Source organism: Dyella sp. SYSU CM1112 (assembly GCF_058216415.1).
Genome location: NZ_JBZEGI010000023.1, coordinates 19,399 through 38,067, shown reverse-complemented (window position 1 = coordinate 38,067; position 18,669 = coordinate 19,399). Strand labels below are relative to the sequence as shown.

Here is an 18,669-nt window from a genome sequence, read left to right as displayed (position 1 = left end):
GACGAACCACTTACACTATGCAGATGCCGAATATGACGACCGCGGAAATGACCTACCGCAGCCGCGCCCCCTGGTGGTTCAACCTCGCCGGGCACCTGCTTGAGCCCTGGGTGCGCATTCGGCGGGATCCGGCCGAACCGGCCAGCCTGCTGCAAACCGACGTACCCGTTTGCTACGTGATCGAGCGCGACGGATTTTCCGACGCGTTGATTCTGGATCGTGCCTGCCGCGAGGCGGGGCTGCCCAGCCCCATGCAGCCGCTAGCGCATACGCGCCGGCGGCGCTCGGTATTCGCGCTGGCACGTCGCGACGGATGGCTGTTCGGCCGTAGCCGTCAGCGGTCGCCGAATGAACCCCTGGGCCAACTCGTGCGCTCGCTGGAAGGGTTCCCGGACCGTGACATCCAGATCGTGCCGGTCTCGATCTACGTCGGCCGCGCACCCTCGCGCGAATCGGGCTGGTTCAGCGTGCTGTTTTCGGAAAATTGGGTGGTGGTCGGCCGTTTCCGCCGCATGCTCGCGCTGCTGCTCAACGGGCGCGACGCCGTTGTGCATTTCTCGGCACCCGTCTCGCTGCGCACGGTGCTGGACGAAGCAGGTGATGTGCGCCCGGAACGCTTCGCACGCAAGATGGCGCGCGTGCTTCGCACGCACTTCCGCCGCATTCGCGCAGCAGTGATCGGACCCGATCTTTCGCACCGTCGTACGGTGGTCGATGCCGTACTCAATGCCGAACCGGTGCGCGCCGCCATCAGGTCCACTGCGGCCAAAGAAAACATCAGCTATGCGAAGGCGTGGGAACGCGCGCACAAGATGATGATGGAAATCGCAGCCGACTACTCCCACCCGGTGGTGCGCTCGGCCTCGTTCCTGTTGCGTAATTTCTGGAACAAGCTGTACGACGGCATCACCATGCATCACTTCGACAAGGCCCGCGCTGCGGCACCCGGTTACGAAGTGGTGTATGTGCCCAGTCATCGCAGTCATGCGGACTATCTGCTGCTGTCGTATCAGCTGCACGTATCGGGCGTGGTGGTGCCTCACATTGCCGCTGGCGTAAACCTCAACCTGCCGCTGATCGGAGCATTCCTGCGTCGCGGCGGCGCCTTCTTCCTGCGCCGCAGCTTCAAGGGCAACGCCCTGTATTCGGTGGTGTTCAACGAATACGTCGCGCAGTTGATCGATCGCGGCGTACCGATCGAATACTTCATCGAAGGCGGCCGCTCGCGCACTGGTCGACTGCTCGCGCCACGCGCCGGCATGCTGGCGATGACCGTACGCGCCTTCCTGCGCGCACCGCGTCGCCCGGTGCTGTTTCAGCCCGTCTACATCGGCTACGAAAAGCTGATGGAAGGCAAAAGCTATACCGGCGAGCTTTCCGGCAAGCCAAAGGAAAAAGAATCCCTGATCGGCCTGATTCGCGGACTCGGTGTATTGCGTCAGCGTTACGGCCACGTCGCGCTGAATTTCGGCGAGCCGATCGAATTGACGCCGATGCTTGACGTCGCCAGCAGCAACTGGCGCGAGACCACCACCGACGCCAGCGCCAAACCCGAATGGCTGAGTGATGTGATCGATCAGCTCGCCGAGAAGATCCAGATCAACATCAACCGGGCCGCAGACGTCAACCCGATCAACCTGCTCGCGCTCGCCTTGCTGTCGACGCCCAAGCACGCGATGGCGGAAAGCGATCTGCTCGCACAGCTCGACTTGCTGAAAGCGCTGCTGGAAGAACTGCCCTATTCGGATCGCATGACGCTTACGTCGCTGGCACCGGATGCGATCATCGCCTATGGCGAACAGATGGGCTGGATCACGCGCGTGCGTCATCCACTGGGTGACGTGCTCACCGTGGAAGGCGAACCTGCGGTGCTGTTGAGCTATTTCCGCAACAACGTGCTGCACCTCACTGCCGCCGCCGCATGGGTCGCCTGCTGCTTCCTCAACAATCGCCGCATGTCGCGCGCCTCCGTACTGCGCCTGGGGCGCATCATCTATCCCTTCATCCAAGGAGAATTGTTCCTGCCCTGGGATAGCGAAGGTTTTGGTGTACAGCTGCAAGCGACCATCGATTTCTTCGTGCGGCGCGGCTTGCTTGAAGCCACCGGAGAAGGGCGCGTGCTCGAACGGGGGCCCGGCCAGGACGATGCCGCCTATCAGCTCAAGGTTATCGCGCGTAGCCTGATCCAGGCCTTCGAACGCTACTACATCACTATCGCCGCCCTGGTGAAGAACGGGCCGCACACGATTACCTCTGCTGAACTCGAGAACGTCTGCACCCTCACCGCCCAACGCCTCAGCCTGCTCAGCGAACCGCTGGCACCGGAATTCTTCGACAAAGCGCTATTCCGAGGTTTCATCCAGAAATTGCGCGAACGCCGTGTGGTCTGGACCGACCCCGAGGGCAAGCTGGATTACGACTCCGCCCTGGAAGACATGGTGCGCGATGCACGCGTGATTCTTGCCCGCGAAATGCGCCATTCGATTCTGAAGATCACCGGCAGCGAAGAAAAAGAAACGCCGCGCGCCACGCCGGAACTGACGGAACCGGAAACACCATCCACGCCACCGGCAGCAGAAACCGAACCGATGAGCACCAGCGAAGAGCTGCATCAACGGCATGTCGCCGCCGAACACCACGAACACGAGCGTACGCCAGTCGATCACGATAAGCATTGATCGTGCAGCGACTGCACACACTCAAGGGCCCGTCACTCCATCACCCAGCGCCTTGCCGTTCACCGTCATGCCGTACAACGAATCCGGCGTATCGTGATACGCCTTGCGCGTCTGCGGAATCGAACCTTTGAAGCGCGGATCTTGCGGACGCTCGTGGGCATCCATGAAATAGGCGACATCCCACGCATCCTGATCAGTCAGTGTGTTGCCGCGACCCAATGGCATATTGGCTTTGATAAAACCGGCGGCGTTATTGATACGTTCCATGCCTGCCCCCCAGTTGAAGGACTGCGGTCCCCATAGCGGCGGGAACACCGTTTTTGTGGCGACTTGCTGCCCTTGTCCATGGTCGCCATGACAAAGCGCGCAGTCACGATGGTATACCGCTTCACCACGCGCATAATCCGGTGGCAACGCAGGCTTGGATATTTTGGGATAACCGCGTCCCGGCAACGAAGTACCGATCGGCGCGCCTTGGGACATCCAGTAGGCATAGCTTTCCAACGCCACCAGCACAGGAGAGCCTAACGGAGGCGCCTTGCCATTCATGCTGTACATGAAACATCCCTGCAGGCGTTCCGCAAAGGTGTTCACGTGATGGTTCTTGCTACGGTAGGCGGGATACATCGGATATGCGCCCCATAGCGGCGCCGAATGCGCCAGACGTCCCGCGTCGAGATGGCAGTTTTCGCAACTGAGTTGATTGCCCACGTAGGCTTTGGCGTAGCGACCAGGGTCGACGAAGACCTGTCGTCCTAGTGCAATCTGCTTGCCGAATTCGTCATTCGGTATGGCGGAATCCGAAGGCGGCTTAAAATATACGGCAGGTATTGAAGGCGAAGTCGTCGCGCGACTCGCCGAAGGCTCGGTGGCCTGGTGCGAAGGGTGACTGCAAGCCGCGAGCATCGCGCATATGACGATCGCCATCCAACGCGTCGATGTCATGGCTGCGCCTCCCCATGCATGGTAGGCGATTGCGCGGCGTACCACGCGCTGATCGCGACAATGTCCGCGTCGGTCAACTTGTCGGCCACGCTCTTCATAAGCTGCAGCGGATCGTTGTGTCGCGACCCTTGCTGCCATGCATGCAGTTCATTGCTCAAATACACGGCTGACTGCCCCGCGAGTGGCGGAAAGTGATCACCCACGCCGATGCCGCCCGGACCATGGCATTGCTCGCATGCGGGCAAACCCTTGGACCAATGTCCACGCGTGGCCAACATCTCTCCAAGCTGCGCAACATGGCCTGATGGCACGGTAACGGGTTGCCTCACCGGAACCGGCAGCGCGCTGTAATAACTCGCAGCCACCTCACGTTCCGCCTCGCTCAGTCCACTGGCTACAGGCTTCATCGTGACATTGGCACGCGAGCCACTGGCAAAGTCTTCCAGCTGTTTCAGCAAATAGGCCTTGGGCAAACCTGCCAGGCGAGGAAAACCCGCAGCAGGTTGTCCACCACCATCAGCGCCATGACACGCCATGCATGGCGCCCCGCCCCGCCCATTCCCCTGCTGGGCCAACGTGGCGCCATCCGGCGTGCCTGCCAGCGCATGCACCGTGAAAAGGGCACACAACGCGGGCAGAACACTGCGAAGCATTTTCATGGGCGTGCCGGCTGGAAGCCGTACTTGCGATAGATCGCCTGCGCCTGGGCGGACGCCATGAAAGCCAGAAAATCCTTCGCCGCCTGCGTGTGCGGTGCGTCTTTCATGCGTGCAGCCGTATAGGTGGCTGTTACGTTCTGATCCGGCGGGATAACTACCGTTTCCACCGGGCGATGCAAAATCTCTTGCTGAAAATATGCTTCTGTCGACCACACCGGCGCAGCGTCCGATTGCCCTTCCAGCACGCGCAGCGGCGATTCGCGATGGTGGATGCGGGTGAGATAGGTGCTGCCATTTTTGAGCTTGCTTTCCATGATTGTGTGGTCAAGCGCATCGCCACCCGCCTTCCGGTAGCTGGCTTCAATCTGCTTGGCGATGCCCTCCCACTGTGGATTGGGCATGCTGACGCGCACATCGGCTCGGCCAAGATCCTTCAATCCTTCGATGTGTTTTGGATTGCCTTTTGCCACCAGGATCGCCAGCGGGTTGCGGGCGTAATCGGCGGTAGCTGCAAACCAGCCGTGCTGCTTCTGCAAGGCGGTGATCGAACCTTTGCCGCCGGTAAAAATATCCGGCTTCAGCGCAATGCGAAGATTGCCCATCACCAGCGAGCCGGTTTCGATCTGCTTGGCGAGAATGCCGGGCGGCAATGTCTCCACATAGACACGCTGGTATTGCGGATAACGCTGCTTGAATGCTTCGATCAAGTCATGCACCACCATGAATTGATTGCCCGCAAAGAAAACGGTCAATTGCGGATCGACGATGTCGCCATGCAGATCGGCAATCGCGTCAAACGGCGGCACCGCGAACGAGACACCTCCCGTGGGAGGTGGGTTCCAAGGCGGAAGATAATCCGTCTGCGCAGCATAGGTGTTGCAACACACTGCAGCCAACAAGCCTGCCAACAGCGCGCGTGGCAAGCGCAAGGTGAAACACAACGACATGATCGGCTCCCCCGTCAGTCTTACAGCGGCATCAGGGCGTAACCCTTCTGCTCCAGTTCGGTGACCGTGGTCAGCGCCGATAGGCTCAGCGTCACATCTTTTGCCGCCCACTCATTCGGATAGTGATGTTCCGCCATGGCCTGGCCGCAAACCGCGACATCCACGCCTGCCTTGCGCAACTGCGCGATGACGGGAAGATTGGGATTGTCCACGCCGAACTGTGCCTTGTAGTGCTCATTGTCGAGCACCAATGAGGTGGCTGGCCCGGACGCCACGGCAACAAACTTCAGATGATCGACCGGCACCCCCGCCGACGCATAAAGATTGACCGTACGCGCAACGCGTTCCAGGGCGGGATTGACCTGGCCTGGCTTCTCGCTGCCCTTGGTCATCGAGAACACCACTTTATAGGTGGATGCCGGATCCGGCTGGTAAGCCGCATGCGGTAAGGGGTGATAGTTGCCGGCTGCGGTAATGACCTGCGTCGGCGCTCCCTGGGCAGCCATCGCAGCACAACCGAGCCCGACAGCCATACAGCACAACCACGTCGAACGCTTCATATTCCACCTCGTCAGCAGCAATGAGTCAGATTGCAGGAAGGCTACGCCGCCCGGGCTCATCCGGCCACTTCACCTTGCCTATATGGCGGATAAGGCCGCCTTATAGAAGCTATCGGGAAAGCCTAAGGGGTTCGGCTGTCCTTTCGGTACGACTTCGGCAACGTCATCGCGCCACCATCCTGTACCATGCGCGCATGAGCGAACCGTCCACCACCCATTTCGGCTTCCGCGACGTTCCGGTCGGGGAAAAACAAAAGCTTGTCGGCCAGGTCTTTACCTCGGTCGCCCGCAGCTACGACCTGATGAACGACCTGATGTCGTTCGGCGTCCATCGCTTGTGGAAGCGCCACTTCGTCGCCATCAGCGGTATCCGGCCCGGAGACCGCGTACTGGATCTCGCCGGTGGCACCGGCGATATCGCCGCGCTGATCAAGCCGGTGGTCGGCGAGAACGGTGATGTGGTCGTGGGTGATATCAATGCGGCCATGCTTAACGTAGGCCGCGACCGGATGACCGACCGCGGCCTGGTGTCCGGCTTGCGCTGGGTGCAGTCGAACGCGGAGGCGCTGCCTTTTCCGGACAACAGCTTCGACGCCATCACCATGGCCTTTGGACTGCGCAATGTCACGCACAAGGACAAAGCCCTGCGCGATATTTTCCGCGTGCTCAAGCCCGGTGGCCGGGCCCTGGTGTTGGAGTTTTCAAAAGTCCGCAGCGAATTGTTCAGCAAACTCTACGATTTCCACTCGTTCCAGGTGCTGCCCAAACTGGGCCGGTTGTTCGCCGGCGATGCCGAAAGCTATCAGTACCTCGCCGAGTCGATCCGCAAACATCCGGACCAGGACACGCTCAAAGCCATGATGGAAGAAGCCGGCTTTGGTGGCGTCGAGGTACGTAACCTCAGCAACGGCATCGTCGCCATCCATCGCGGCTACAAGCTCTAAGTTCCGCTAGTTTTCGCCAAGCCCAGAACATGCTGCGCATTGACTATGCGCATTACGCCATGCGCAGGTCTTCCAGAAGCGTGCCGGTCTCCAGCGTCTCTTTCTCGTGATCGGGATCGCGCCAGGCTTCCTTCAAGGCTGCCTCGTACCATTGCCGCATGGATGGCAACGACAACATACGCTGCACATAAGCCTGCAAATCGCCGTCCATCGGCAGCCGATAACTCTGTATGCGAAACGCCACAGGGGCGTAAAACGCATCGGCCGCCGTGAAGGTGGCTCCTGCAAGGTAAGGCCCACCGAAGCGTGTCAGTCCCTCGCTCCATAATTCCTTCAGGCGAGTAAGGTCGCTCGCCAAGGCGGACGGCACCACGTGCAATTGCAAACGAATGCCGCAATTCATCGGGCAGTACGAGCGCAACGCCTGGAATCCCGAATGCATTTCTGCCGCCGCGCTACGCGCCCAGGCGCGTGCACGGGCATCCGTCGGCCAGACGCCAGCATGGCGCTCGGCCAGGTATTCGGTAATCGCCAGCGAATCCCATACGGCAGTGTCCCCATCATGCAGGCACGGGACTTTCCCGGTCGGTGAAAAGGCGCGGAAGACAGACCAGCTCGATGAGGTGCCGGATCGGAACGGCGTGAGCTTTTCTCCGAACGGAATGCCGAGTTCCTTCAATAACACCCAGGGCCGCAACGACCACGACGAATAGTTTTTGTTGGCAATGTAGAGGGTGTACATGGCTTTTCCTTAGGCATTTTTCAGGGGTTTGCGGCGCACAGATCGAACATCACGATTTGCATGCTTGCTCGACAGCAGGCACAACAGTTTTGGCTGCAGCACCAGAACGGCGAGTGTTTGCCAAGGCGACACCACCGACGGTAATCGCGCCACCGACCAATGTCAGCCAACCCGGCTTCTCGCCCAGCCACGCCCAGCCGATCAGCACAGCAATAGGTGGCGAAAAATAGATGAAACTGGAAACCTGCGAGGTCGGCGCACGTCGCAGGGCAGCGTTCCATGCCAGGTAACCCAAGAACGTGGGCGCCACACCCAGATAGATAAGCGCAGCGATATGTGTCCATGGTGCGGCTACAAGCGCACGCGGCAGATGCAGTCCGAACGGTACGGCCCCCAGCGTTCCAGCAAAAAAGGCGAATGCGGTTACGCCAATCACGTTGTTGCGGCCGAACAGCGGCTTCTGCCCAACGAAGAAAATCGCACACACAAGCACACTGATCAGCACCCATGCCGCCATGGGCTGGAATGCCACTCGCTTGCCACTGGTAATCACCACCAACACAACCCCGAGCAAGGCGACTATCAATCCCATCGCCTGACGCATCGTAATCCGCTCCCCGATCCAGAAAGCGGACAGCGCGGTGGTCACGGCTGGCACCAGCGAAATCAAAATGGCAGCCGTACCGCTGGCGACGCGCGTCTCCGCCCGGTTGAGGCAAAGGTGATAAACCGTGAGGCCAAGCACGCCCAGCACGGCCAATTGCAGCCAGTCGCTACGCCTCGGCAACGGCACTCGCTTGCCCCACAGCAATATCGCGAAACAAGCAGAGCCGATCGCCAACCGCGCCAAGGCGACCTCGCCCGGTGTGAACGAGGTAAGTGCATAGGCAATCGCCGCGTATGCCGAAGACCAGGTAACTAAAGCGATCGCTATGTAAACCAGTGCGCGCCCGTCAAGGCATTCGGCATCGTTCATAACCGGCTCCGTGGGAAGAGTGGGAAATGCTAGTGCTGCGGCATTGCCCGAGGAATAATGGACCCAATACCCTCCCCCCTATTTCGCCGTCGATCAAAACGACATCGCTATTTATGACCTACGAATCGAAAGCCGAATGGGATGCCAAGGACTGGCAGCTGCTCGAAGCCCTGCAGCACGACGCGCGCCTGGGCTATGCCGAGCTTGGCCGCAAGGTCAACCTGTCTGCGCCGGCTGTCGCCGAGCGCGTAAAGCGCCTGGAAGAAGCCGGCGTGATTACCGGTTATCGCGCCATGGTCGATCCAAAGCGCGTCGGTTTCGGGATCGAAGCGATGGTGCGCCTGCGCTGCGATGGCGGGATCTGCTCACGTATTGGAAGCATTGTCGCGGGCGTGCCCGAAGTCCTGGATTGCCGCCGCCTCGCCGGCGAAGATTCCGCCCTGTTGCGCGTGGTAGCGATGTCCGTCTCGCATCTGGAAGCCGTGCTCGATCGCCTGCTGAAAATCCATCCAAGCATCAGTACGACCACGCTGATTGTCTTGCAGACACCTCATGCCAACCGTCCGCTGACGCGTACCATGTGGGACGCAGCGCGCGTGCTGTCGCAAGACTAATTACACCCCACCAACCCGCCCGATGGATCATCAGCATGCGCACGATGTACCCCGAGATCGAACCCTATCGCACACATCGCATGGCGGTCGATCAGCGGCACACCCTCTATGTGGAGGAATGCGGCAATCCAAGTGGGCTGCCGGTCGTCTTTCTGCACGGTGGTCCCGGCGCGGGCCTGTCGCCCTATCATCGGCGCTTTTTCGATCCGGCGCGTTATCGCATCGTCCTGTTCGACCAGCGCGGCGCCGGACGTTCCACACCTTTTGCTGATCTCACGGACAACACGACCTGGCATCTCGTCGCCGACATCGAAGCTATCCGCGAACAATGTGGCATCGAGCGCTGGGTCGTGTTCGGCGGTTCGTGGGGTTCCACGCTTGCTCTCGCCTATGCGCAGACACATCCGGAACGCGTGCTTGGCCTGGTATTGCGCGGCATCTTCCTGTGCCGGCCGGAGGAAGTCCGCTGGTATTACGAAGAAGGCGGCGCATCGTGGATCTTGCCGGAGAAGTGGCAGCGCTACGCTTCGGCCATACCGCTGGAAGAACGCGCCAACATGCTGGATGCCTATTGGCGAAGACTGACCAGCACCGACGAAACCGTGCGCCTGGAGGCCGCCAAAGCCTGGGGTGCATGGGAGGGCGGCGGCATTACCCTGGAAGAAAGCCCGGAAACCGAAGCAAGCTTTGCCGCCCCTGAAGTCGCGCTGAGCCTTGCCCGCATCGAAGCGCATTACTTTCGCAATCACGCCTTCCTCCAACCTAACCAACTTCTGCGTGACGTCGGCAAACTGCGCGGCATTCCCAGTGTGATCGTGCACGGGCGCTACGACATCATCTGCCCCGCCAAGAATGCCTGCGATCTTGCCGCGGCATGGCCTGAGGCGGAACTGCATATCGTGCTGGCGGGACATGCCGCTTCGGAGCCGGCCATCGTCGACGCACTCGTGCAGGCGACGGATCGGCTTGCTGATCGTTATGTGTGAGGCTTTGAGATAAGGTCACCGCGCGATCGTCGATAAACACGGCATGTTTCATGCGCCACCTGCGAAGCGTGCGCCGATAGCTCCGAATACCAGCGGGCAAGACATCGTATAAGTGACGCACACGTCCATCACCGCAAGAAACGGATATCGCGTGCGTGGCACATTGGAGACACTGCAGCGTCGTGCTACGTAGAGAGACGCCTGCCATGCTGACCTTCTTCGACTATCCCGCTTCTCAAAATGCCTGGAAAATCCGTCAGCTTTTACATCACCGGCAGCAACCCTATCGCACTATTTCTATCAGCATCTTCGAAGGCGAAGGCCAAACGAAGGACTACCTTCGCATCAGTCCCACAGGAACAGTACCCGCGATCCAGCTGGACGACGGCCGCACCCTTGCGGAATCGAATGCCATCCTGTTTTTCTCGCCGACGGCACGTCTTATTTGCCCAATGATGTTTTCGGCCGCGCGAAGGTGCTGCAGTGGCTTAGTTTTGAACAGGAACGGGTGGAGTCGGTTATCGGCTCGCTGCGTCACTGGGCATTGACCGGCAAACTGGAGCGTCGCGCGCCGGCGCTGGTGGCGCTGAAGCGCAATGCCGGTCTGCGCACGCTGTGGATTCTCGATCGCGAACTGGCGCACCGGCCGTTTCTTACCGAATATGGGACAGCATCGCGGATATCTCTGTATTCGCCTATGCCAGCCGCGCGGAGGAAGCCAGCTTTGCGCTGGAAGGCTATTCGCACATCCTTGCCTGGATAGAGCGCATCAAGTCGCAATCCGGCTTCCTATCCACCGTGCATGCGTATGCGGACGACCCGCACAGCGGCCACGAACTCCCCTAGCACCGGGTCTGGCAACGCGAAGAAGACGACGCAGCCATCGCAATGCTGCTTATAAAACAGCCTGCCAGCAGCGCCTGAGCGCCGCCAAGGACCTCTCTCACAGGCCAGACAAAGGGCGGCGATGGCATACTCGCCGCTTCCCACTGTTTGGAAGCTGTCCGATGTCCCCGCTTCGAACCTTGGCTCTTGGCGCGCTGCTTTTGCCGCTGGCTGCGCACGCCAACGATCCCTATTCCTATGCCCAGCCCGAGGAGGTACGCATCACTCACCTGGATCTGAAGCTGAAAGTCGACTTTCAGCATCGCCAGCTGGACGGTCAAGCAACATTGACGCTGAACTGGGAAGATCCCAAGGCCCATGCACTGGTTCTCGACACACGCGACTTGAACATCGCCAGCATTGCGTCGGTCGATGCCGGCGGAAAGAGCACCCCTCTGAAGTACGCGTTGGCGCCACGCGATAAGCAACTCGGCAGCAAGCTTACAATCCAGACACCACAACGTCCGCACGAAGTACGCATCGTTTACACCACGTCGCCCAGCGCCTCTGGATTGCAGTGGTTGTCGCCTGCCCAGACAGCAGACAAAAAACAGCCCTTCATGTTTTCGCAGTCCGAATCGATCCATGCACGTTCGTGGGTGCCGCTGCAAGACTCTCCGGCGATTCGCTTCACTTACACCGCCCAGGTGAGCGCACCTCAAGACACGCGCGTCGCCATGAGCGCGCCGAACGATCCAGCGCATCCATTGAATGGATCGTTCGCTTTCAACCAGACACATCCGATTCCTTCTTACTTGCTGGCTATCGCAGCCGGCGATCTCGCCGTCCGCGAAACCGGTCCGCGTTCTGCCGTGTACGCAGAGCCTTCGGTGGTCGGCAAAGCCGCACACGAGTTTGAAGACACCGAAAAAATGATCGAGACCGCCGAGAAGTTGTACGGCCCTTATCGCTGGGGCCGCTACGACATCCTGGTGCTTCCGCCAAGCTTCCCCTATGGCGGCATGGAGAATCCGAACATGACGTTCGCCACGCCGACCGTGCTGGTAGGCGACAAGAGCCTGGTGTCACTGGTTGCGCATGAGCTGGCACATTCCTGGTCCGGCAACCTCGTGACCGCCGCGTCGTGGCGCGACATCTGGCTCAATGAAGGCGTGACCACCTATGTGCAGGGACGCATTACCGAGGCGCTCTATGGCAAGCGGCAAGCCGATGAAGAGACGTTGCTGAGCATCCATGGGCTGCAAAAGGAAATCAGCAGCATTCCGTCGAATGCGCAGCGGCTCGCACCGAAGCCGGGCAACATCGATGCGGACGACACACTCTCCGATGTCGCCTACAGCAAAGGCTCCTGGTTTTTACGCACGCTGGAACAGCGTTTCGGCCGGGAAACATTCGATACCTATCTCAAAGGTTATTTCGATCACTTTGCCTTCCAAAGCATTACTACCGAACAGATGCTTGGCTATTTGAAGCCGAATCTGATCGACAAATACCCGGGCAAAATGAGTTGGGATGAAGTGAAGGACTGGGTGTACGGCACGGGTATTCCCAAAGATGCACCGATCCCCGATTCACCACGCTTCGACGCTATCGACAAAGAGCGCACGGCATTCCTGGCCGGAATCCTGCCGGCGAACAAACTGGACGCGAAGGACTGGAACACACAGGAATGGATGTACTTCCTGGATGGGCTGCCCGATAGGCCGCCACTCGCCAAGATGCAAGCGCTGGACGCCGCATGGCATCTCACCGGCACACCTAACGCAGAGATCGGCATGCGCTGGTATGTGCACGCCATTGCGGCTGGCGACAAGGCAGCATGGCCGGCCGCTGCGGAACATATGACCCGCATCGGGCGTCTCTACCTGACCATGCCGATCTATGTTGCGTTGAGCAAGACGCCCGATGGGCTGGCATTCGCCAAGCAGGTGTACGCCAAAGCCAAGAGCGGTTATCACCCGTTGACGCAGCAGGCGGTCGAAGCACTGTTTGCAAAAGCTCAGGCCGGCCACCACTGAACAGGTCACGCGCCATTCTTCGATGTAGGAGTAGCGCGTGCGATCCATCTAAAATCTGCTCCCAGCCTTGCTATAAAACGAACGCGCATGTTGAACGCAATTTTGTGGCAATCACTACTCATCACTCTTCCTTCTCCTTTGAAGGAAGAGAACATGCTTCTTGAGGCATACGCATGAACACCAACACGACCCGCCCCCTCTGGCAACGCCTGCTGATCCGCCGCCTTAAATTCCTCGGCATGCTTGTCGCCCTGGTGATCGTGGTACTCGGCGGCAGTTATCTGTTCGCCCCGCAATGGCTGATCAAGGCCAACATATGGCGCGAAGCCATGAATGCACAGCTACAGAAGCACTCTGTGCAAGCCGGCGACACGCGTTGGGTGTACTACGAAGGCGGCCAAGGCCCCACCATCGTGCTTCTGCACGGCTTCGCCGCAAGCAAGGAAGTGTGGTTGAAAGTGGCGCCCATGCTTACGGCGCACTTCCATGTGGTGATTCCCGACCTCCCCGGCTGGGGCGAGTCGTCGCGCATTCCTGGCGCCAGCTACAACATCGACAACCAGGCGGATCGGCTGAACGACTTCATCCAGACACTCCACTTGCAGCACTCGCTGATCGTGGGACATTCCATGGGCGGCGCAATCGCCGGCGTCTATGCCGCCGAGCATCCCGACGACGTCGCGGAACTGGCGCTCATTGATTCATTCGGACTGAAATTCAAGGAGAACGCTTTCGCCAAGGAAGCCCTCAGCGGCAAGGATCCTTTCATTTACAACGATCGGGCCGGCTTCCTGCGTGCGAATGCGTGGGCGTTCGAGCATGTTCCCCACATTCCCGGACGCTTTATCGATGTATTCGTGAAGAACAACATCAAGAATCGCGCTTTCATCGAAAACACCTTCAAGGAGCTGAGCGAAACCTCGCAGGCACTATCGCTGCAAAACCGACTCGACAAACTCACCATGCCGGTGCTCGGCATGTGGTGCCGCGATGACAAGATTATCGATATCTCCGCGCTGGAGAGCCTGCGGACCGGCCTCACCCACGCCCCGGCGATCAGCACCAGCATTCTCAACGGCTGCGATCACATGCCACAGATGGAAAAGCCGCAAGCCTTCTCGGAAGTGTTGACCAATTTCATCCTGGCGCATTAGCTCGCAACCCCACGACACGAAGATCCCCGCGAACAGCGGGGATTTTTTTGCGTGCACTGAAAATCCGGCTAGCCTCCGGTCGCAAACCCCGGATAAAGCGTCATGCCGCCATCGATGAAAAGCGTGCTTCCTACAACATAATCGGACAGGTCGGAGGCCAGCCATACTGCGGCGCGCGCAACGTCTTCGGGCTCGCCGACTCTCCCATAGGGCACGAGCGTCATCAGACGCTTGTACGCATCCGGCGTGTTCCAGGCCGAGGTGTTGATCGGTGTGCGAATCGCCCCGGGTGCAATGCCGTTCACCCGGATGCGATGCGGCGCCACTTCCTGCGCCAGGCTTTCCATCAGCAGTTTGATTGCGCCTTTGGAACTGGCGTAATTCGCATGGCCCGCCCACGGAATTTCCTGATGCACCGAACTCATGCAAATGATTTTCCCCGCCGCACAGGACACTTCCGGCACGACACCTCTCCGGATGAATTCGCGGATCGCTTCCCGCGCGCACAGGAATTGCCCCGTAAGATTGACGCTTAGCACCGTATTCCATTGCGCCAGCGTCATGGCATGAAAAGGAGCATCGCGCTGCAGGCCCGCGTTGCTAACGAGAATGTCGATCGTACCGAAGCGCTCGATCACGTCACGAAACATCGCGGCAACGTGTTCTTCGGATGACACGTCCGCCTCGTAGGCGACGGCATTGACACCGTATGCACGGATAGACTCAACGACTTCATGGGCTGCCGCATCGCCCGTGACGTAATTCACCGCAACGTCGGCGCCGGCCTCGCCAAGTGCGATCGCCACGGCTCGGCCAATGCCCGAATTTGCGCCGGTAACCAGTGCTTTCTGGCCGACCAGCGTTTTGGGAAGCGTCAACGATGGCGCAGTGGAGTGCGCAGGTGCTGCCGCGGTATTCATCATGCATGTCTCATGGGTGATAGGGGACAAGCGTGTCGGCAAGCATGTTGGATGGACGTGAGCGCTGCGGCCATACGGTGTATGGAAGCTTTAGGCCGCTGCTGCAGCCATCGCATAATTGGCCTGATGCTCCGGCTTTTCATGCAGCAGACGGCGGGTTACGCCATTCGTCCAGCCGAAGCCATCCTGCAACGGGTATTCACCGCCGTCGCCACCGACCGAGCCTTCCGGCTGCACCAGCAAGACGTACTTTTCCACCAGCTTGCTTTCACGTTCATACAAACTGCCGATGGTGCGCAGCCAGCGATGGGCGATCTCTTCCGCCATGTCCAACCGATAACGGCGCAGGCCATGGATCGCTAGCCATTGCAGCGGTGCCCAACCATTCGGCTTGTCCCATTGTTCGCCGCTGCTAACCTCGGTGGTGCCCAGGCCGCCCTCTTCCAGCAGCCGCGCGCGCAACGCCTCGGCGACACGTTTTGCTTGCACGTCGGTCGCAAGACCGACGTAAAGAGGGACGCTTGTCGCTGCATTGAGCACCGGGCGCAGTGCATGCCGCTGCCAGTCGTAATCCAGAAAGCAGCCGTCCGCGTCGCTCCAGAGCACCTGGTTGATGGCCTCATGGCGCGCCTTGGCCTTGGTCGCGAAGCGCTCTGCCTGCCCGGCCTGTCCGTCAGCGCGGCTCAAGACCGCAATCTGACGTTCCAGCTGATACATGAAAGCATTGAGATCGACCGGCACGATGGCCGTGGTACGGATGGTTTCGAGCTTGCCCTCATCGCACCAGCGCGAACTGAAATCCCAGCCCGACGCGGCACCCGCCCGCAAATCGCGATAAACCTCGGTGGACGGCCTTGACGTGCGCTTTGCCGTTGTGACGTCTTCGCGATGCGATTCCTCGCGCGGTGTGTCGCGATCGTCCCAATAGCGATTGAGCAACGCACCATCGTCCAGCCGCACACAATGCCGATGCGCGTCGCCAGGGCGAAGCACGTCGGCGCCATCCATCCAGAAATCGTATTCCTTCTGCAATTGCGGCAGATACTCGATGGCCTCGCAAATCTTGTGGTGCTCGAACAGCTCCACCATAAGCGCGAACACCGGCGGCTGGGATCGGCTCAGATAGTAGGTTCGATTGCCATTGGGTACGTGACCGTACGTATCGATCAGATAGGCAAAATTGTTGGCCATCGAACGCAGCAAATCATGACGTCCGCTCTCGGCCAGGCCCAGCATGGTGAAGTAGGAATCCCAATAATAGAGCTCGCTGAACCGGCCCCCCGGCACCACGTAGTCATTCGGCAGGGGCAGCAGCGAAGATTTCGGCGGATGCAGATGCGGACGCCGTGTCAGCACATCCCATAAGCCGTCGATATGATCACGCAGCGACTGCCCGGGCTCAGACACATAATGGCTATGGTGGATATGCGGAATTTCGAAGTGCTCGTGCACGAATGCGGCAAGATCAAAGTCCGCCTGGCCTCGCTGCGCACGATACATGGCGAGAATCCGTTCCGGCTCGCCCAGCGGCACACAGTCGACGAAGGTCTTGCTGTCCGGAAAGACACGCCCTAGCTGCACCTCCACAAACAATTCCTGGTAACGGTCCGCAGGTGTCAACGTGTCGGCGGGTGCCACGCCTGCGGGCTTGATACGCGGGATTGCAATAGGCTGTTGCTTCATCGGCAAGGTCGGATAGCGCCACATGCGGGCGGACGGCCTGCAAGACATGCAGGCTTCGAGCTAGGCAAACCCTACGGTGATGGCCGTGGAGCCATGGTGAAATCCGCGCCGCCATCCCCGAAAGGACATCGCGCACGCGCATCCTGCGTTATCGGCTTTTTCTAGGGCCTGTTTACGCTACTGGCGTGGCACGCGTTGTCGTTGCGTAGCCGTCAGGTGGTAGTGCGTGGCGCAGGCCTGGCTGGCTGCCAGGTCAAGCCGCGCGCTGCCGCATGGCGGCTACGCAACGGCAACCCGAAGGGCTGGGTCTGTTTGCCCGCCATACCGCGTCATCGCTTAGTTGTGGACCGACGTACACGCCTTCGCTCTTCCTTGTCTGGCGCGCAAATAGCTCCCAGCGCGAGCGACGCCAGTAGCGTAAACAGGCCCTAGGCGATGGCTTAAAGCACCCACGGCACAAGCGCTTTTACATCGCGCATGTAATGCCGGTATTGGTCACCAAACAGCTCGCACATCCAGCGCTCTTCCAATCGCAGCTTGCGCCAGAAAGCGATCGCGACAAGAGCTGTGCCGACGAGCGCACGCCATTCGCCTATGACCAGCGCCGTGCCGAAGAAAGCGAGCAATAGCCCGGTATAGATGGGGTGGCGCACGATGCGGTAAGGCCCCCGAACGATCAGCTCATGATCCCGTTTGAGCTGTACGATCCCGCTCCAGTTACGGCCAAGAACGACACGCGCCCAGCAAGTAAATGCCAAGCCGGCTACCGTAAGAAAGAAGCCGAGCCAGATAACCCATGGTTGATCCGGAACAAACCGGTCATTCAAAAACGTGTGGTTCAACCGTGCAAACCGGTGGAATACGAGTATCGCCGCCAGCATGAGCAACAAGAGATGGCGCCCCAGGCGCGAGGAAGCCGATTCGGTGCGTACGGCCGGCTTCACCCGAATGGCACTGATTGCCCAGTAGAGCAACCATAGCAGCCAGATACCAGCAAACATCTGGTTGAAAGTCATGAATATCCCTTCGCCCTCGCACACATCATGGATGTTACGCCTGTGGCAGCACGGCCCGCATGGGAAGTATGTGGCGCATGCTCATTGTCCCGTCTGCCTGGTGCGCGATGCCAGGGCCGTGCTCAATCCGCGACGTCAGCGATCAACCTATCCAGTTCCGCTTTCAGCAGGGCACCATGCTGACGCAGCCAGTCGCGCTGCTCTCGCCAATCCGGAAAGATGGATTCCACGTGCGCCCAAAATCGCGGTGAGTGATTGCGCACTTTCAAGTGACATAGCTCGTGCACCAGCACGTAGCGCAACGCTGCGGCCGGCGCCAAGGCCAGGGCAAGGTCGAGATTGATGCGGTCGCGCGTATCCAGACTTCCCCACAAACTTTTCATCGGCCGTACGCGCAATGCTGTCGGCGCAAGTCCGAGCTGTGGAACATAGCTGGCCAGCCAGCGCGAAACGTCACGACGAATCTGTGATTCAAAATAAGACGCGAGCAATCCGCGCGCTACTGGCAACGCACGGCTGTGCGGCCGTGGGATTTCAAGGGTGAGGCCGCCATCGTGGGCAACGACGCGTGGATAGGCGCCTTCGGCCCAATCCAGCGCCACGGTTTCGCCGCGCAGAGGAAAGTCAACGGACACCCCTACTCGCAGGGGCGGCAATGGCTGCGTCACAAGATTCAGTTCGCCGAGCTTTCTTTCCAGCCAATCAGCGTTGTGCCGCAAAAACGCATTGACCTGCGAAGGATGCGTACCTTGCGGGTAAGTGATGCGCGCGCCCTTGGTCGATACAGTCAGGCGCAATCTTCGCGCCCGCGGATGCGAAGCTTTGAGCACACGAATAGTGTTGCCGCTGGGTGTCGCCAGCTCCAGCCAGTCGCCGTCGAGATACGCCATAGTGCTTGCCTTTCTTACTGCCGCCGAAGGCTGAAAAGGCCCCGGGTGTCCGCAGAATGTGGGGCGGCAGGGGCTCCGCGCAAGGGCTTTT

The 18,669-nt window shown here is 59.8% G+C and carries 18 protein-coding genes; 8 read left to right on the top strand and 10 right to left on the bottom strand.

Features of this window, described 5'->3' with window-relative positions:
- Positions 1 to 23 precede the first annotated feature (23 nt).
- Positions 24 to 2,678: a glycerol-3-phosphate 1-O-acyltransferase PlsB gene (gene plsB / locus AC4HNJ_RS20715; protein WP_490481527.1), complete on the top strand. Its 2,655-nt coding sequence runs from the start codon at positions 24 to 26 to the stop codon at positions 2,676 to 2,678.
- A gap of 21 nt (positions 2,679 to 2,699) precedes the next feature.
- Here plsB and AC4HNJ_RS20710 read toward each other — a convergent pair whose 3' ends face one another.
- Genes AC4HNJ_RS20710 through AC4HNJ_RS20695 form a run of 4 tightly spaced genes read right to left on the bottom strand, consistent with a single transcriptional unit; the run spans position 2,700 to position 5,789 of the window.
- Positions 2,700 to 3,623 carry a c-type cytochrome gene (locus AC4HNJ_RS20710; RefSeq protein ID WP_490481510.1) on the bottom strand — a complete coding sequence of 308 codons (924 nt, stop codon included), beginning with the start codon at positions 3,621 to 3,623 and terminating at the stop codon, positions 2,700 to 2,702.
- The gene (locus AC4HNJ_RS20705) at positions 3,620 to 4,282 is read right to left on the bottom strand and encodes a c-type cytochrome (RefSeq protein ID WP_490481509.1); all 663 of its coding nucleotides are present in this window, start codon (positions 4,280 to 4,282) and stop codon (positions 3,620 to 3,622) included. Before AC4HNJ_RS20705 ends, AC4HNJ_RS20710 begins: the two co-directional genes overlap by 4 nt.
- A complete protein-coding gene (locus AC4HNJ_RS20700) occupies positions 4,279 to 5,229 on the bottom strand; it encodes a substrate-binding domain-containing protein (RefSeq protein ID WP_490481508.1) in 951 nt (316 codons plus the stop codon). The genes AC4HNJ_RS20705 and AC4HNJ_RS20700 overlap by 4 nt, the downstream gene beginning before the upstream one ends.
- A 20-nt stretch (positions 5,230 to 5,249) precedes the next feature.
- Positions 5,250 to 5,789 carry a DsrE family protein gene (locus tag AC4HNJ_RS20695; protein WP_490481507.1) on the bottom strand — a complete coding sequence of 180 codons (540 nt, stop codon included), beginning with the start codon at positions 5,787 to 5,789 and terminating at the stop codon, positions 5,250 to 5,252.
- Between the two features lie 194 nt (positions 5,790 to 5,983).
- On the opposite strand from AC4HNJ_RS20695, the gene ubiE reads away from it, so the two are divergent.
- Positions 5,984 to 6,733, top strand: coding sequence for a bifunctional demethylmenaquinone methyltransferase/2-methoxy-6-polyprenyl-1,4-benzoquinol methylase UbiE (gene ubiE, locus AC4HNJ_RS20690; protein ID WP_490481506.1), 750 nt, complete (start codon positions 5,984 to 5,986; stop codon positions 6,731 to 6,733).
- 52 nt (positions 6,734 to 6,785) lie between these two features.
- On the opposite strand, the gene AC4HNJ_RS20685 is transcribed toward ubiE, so the two are convergent.
- On the bottom strand, positions 6,786 to 7,475 hold the full coding sequence (locus AC4HNJ_RS20685; RefSeq protein WP_490481505.1) for a glutathione S-transferase family protein: 690 nt from the start codon (positions 7,473 to 7,475) through the stop codon (positions 6,786 to 6,788).
- Positions 7,476 to 7,524: 49 nt separating this feature from the next.
- A complete protein-coding gene (locus AC4HNJ_RS20680; protein WP_490481504.1) occupies positions 7,525 to 8,451 on the bottom strand; it encodes a DMT family transporter in 927 nt (308 codons plus the stop codon).
- 113 nt (positions 8,452 to 8,564) lie between these two features.
- Here AC4HNJ_RS20680 and AC4HNJ_RS20675 point away from each other — a divergent pair, with 113 nt between their 5' ends.
- The 6 genes from AC4HNJ_RS20675 (at position 8,565) to AC4HNJ_RS20650 (ending at position 14,069) form a co-directional block, all read left to right on the top strand.
- Positions 8,565 to 9,065: an Lrp/AsnC family transcriptional regulator gene (locus tag AC4HNJ_RS20675; protein WP_490481503.1), complete on the top strand. Its 501-nt coding sequence runs from the start codon at positions 8,565 to 8,567 to the stop codon at positions 9,063 to 9,065.
- Positions 9,066 to 9,100: 35 nt separating this feature from the next.
- Positions 9,101 to 10,051 carry a prolyl aminopeptidase gene (pip, locus tag AC4HNJ_RS20670; protein WP_490481502.1) on the top strand — a complete coding sequence of 317 codons (951 nt, stop codon included), beginning with the start codon at positions 9,101 to 9,103 and terminating at the stop codon, positions 10,049 to 10,051.
- A 206-nt stretch (positions 10,052 to 10,257) separates the two neighbouring features.
- Positions 10,258 to 10,599 carry a glutathione S-transferase family protein gene (locus tag AC4HNJ_RS20665; protein WP_490481501.1) on the top strand — a complete coding sequence of 114 codons (342 nt, stop codon included), beginning with the start codon at positions 10,258 to 10,260 and terminating at the stop codon, positions 10,597 to 10,599.
- Positions 10,497 to 10,814 (top strand): hypothetical protein, encoded by a 318-nt coding sequence (locus AC4HNJ_RS20660; RefSeq protein WP_490481528.1) that lies wholly within the window; start codon positions 10,497 to 10,499, stop codon positions 10,812 to 10,814. The genes AC4HNJ_RS20665 and AC4HNJ_RS20660 overlap by 103 nt, the downstream gene beginning before the upstream one ends.
- 244 nt (positions 10,815 to 11,058) lie before the next feature.
- Positions 11,059 to 12,915: a M1 family metallopeptidase gene (locus tag AC4HNJ_RS20655; protein ID WP_490481500.1), complete on the top strand. Its 1,857-nt coding sequence runs from the start codon at positions 11,059 to 11,061 to the stop codon at positions 12,913 to 12,915.
- A gap of 173 nt (positions 12,916 to 13,088) precedes the next feature.
- Entirely contained in the window at positions 13,089 to 14,069 is a 981-nt protein-coding gene (locus tag AC4HNJ_RS20650) for an alpha/beta fold hydrolase (RefSeq protein ID WP_490481499.1), read from the top strand.
- A gap of 68 nt (positions 14,070 to 14,137) precedes the next feature.
- On the opposite strand, the gene AC4HNJ_RS20645 is transcribed toward AC4HNJ_RS20650, so the two are convergent.
- The 4 genes from AC4HNJ_RS20645 to AC4HNJ_RS20630 form a co-directional block, all read right to left on the bottom strand.
- Complete coding sequence (locus AC4HNJ_RS20645) at positions 14,138 to 14,992, bottom strand: SDR family oxidoreductase (RefSeq protein ID WP_490481498.1); 855 nt, start codon at positions 14,990 to 14,992, stop codon at positions 14,138 to 14,140.
- 87 nt (positions 14,993 to 15,079) lie between these two features.
- Positions 15,080 to 16,720: an alpha,alpha-trehalase TreF gene (treF, locus tag AC4HNJ_RS20640; protein ID WP_490481497.1), complete on the bottom strand. Its 1,641-nt coding sequence runs from the start codon at positions 16,718 to 16,720 to the stop codon at positions 15,080 to 15,082.
- Between the two features lie 392 nt (positions 16,721 to 17,112).
- Positions 17,113 to 17,688 carry a methyltransferase family protein gene (locus tag AC4HNJ_RS20635; protein WP_490481496.1) on the bottom strand — a complete coding sequence of 192 codons (576 nt, stop codon included), beginning with the start codon at positions 17,686 to 17,688 and terminating at the stop codon, positions 17,113 to 17,115.
- A gap of 122 nt (positions 17,689 to 17,810) precedes the next feature.
- Positions 17,811 to 18,578 carry a M48 family metallopeptidase gene (locus tag AC4HNJ_RS20630; RefSeq protein ID WP_490481495.1) on the bottom strand — a complete coding sequence of 256 codons (768 nt, stop codon included), beginning with the start codon at positions 18,576 to 18,578 and terminating at the stop codon, positions 17,811 to 17,813.
- Positions 18,579 to 18,669: the final 91 nt, after the last annotated feature.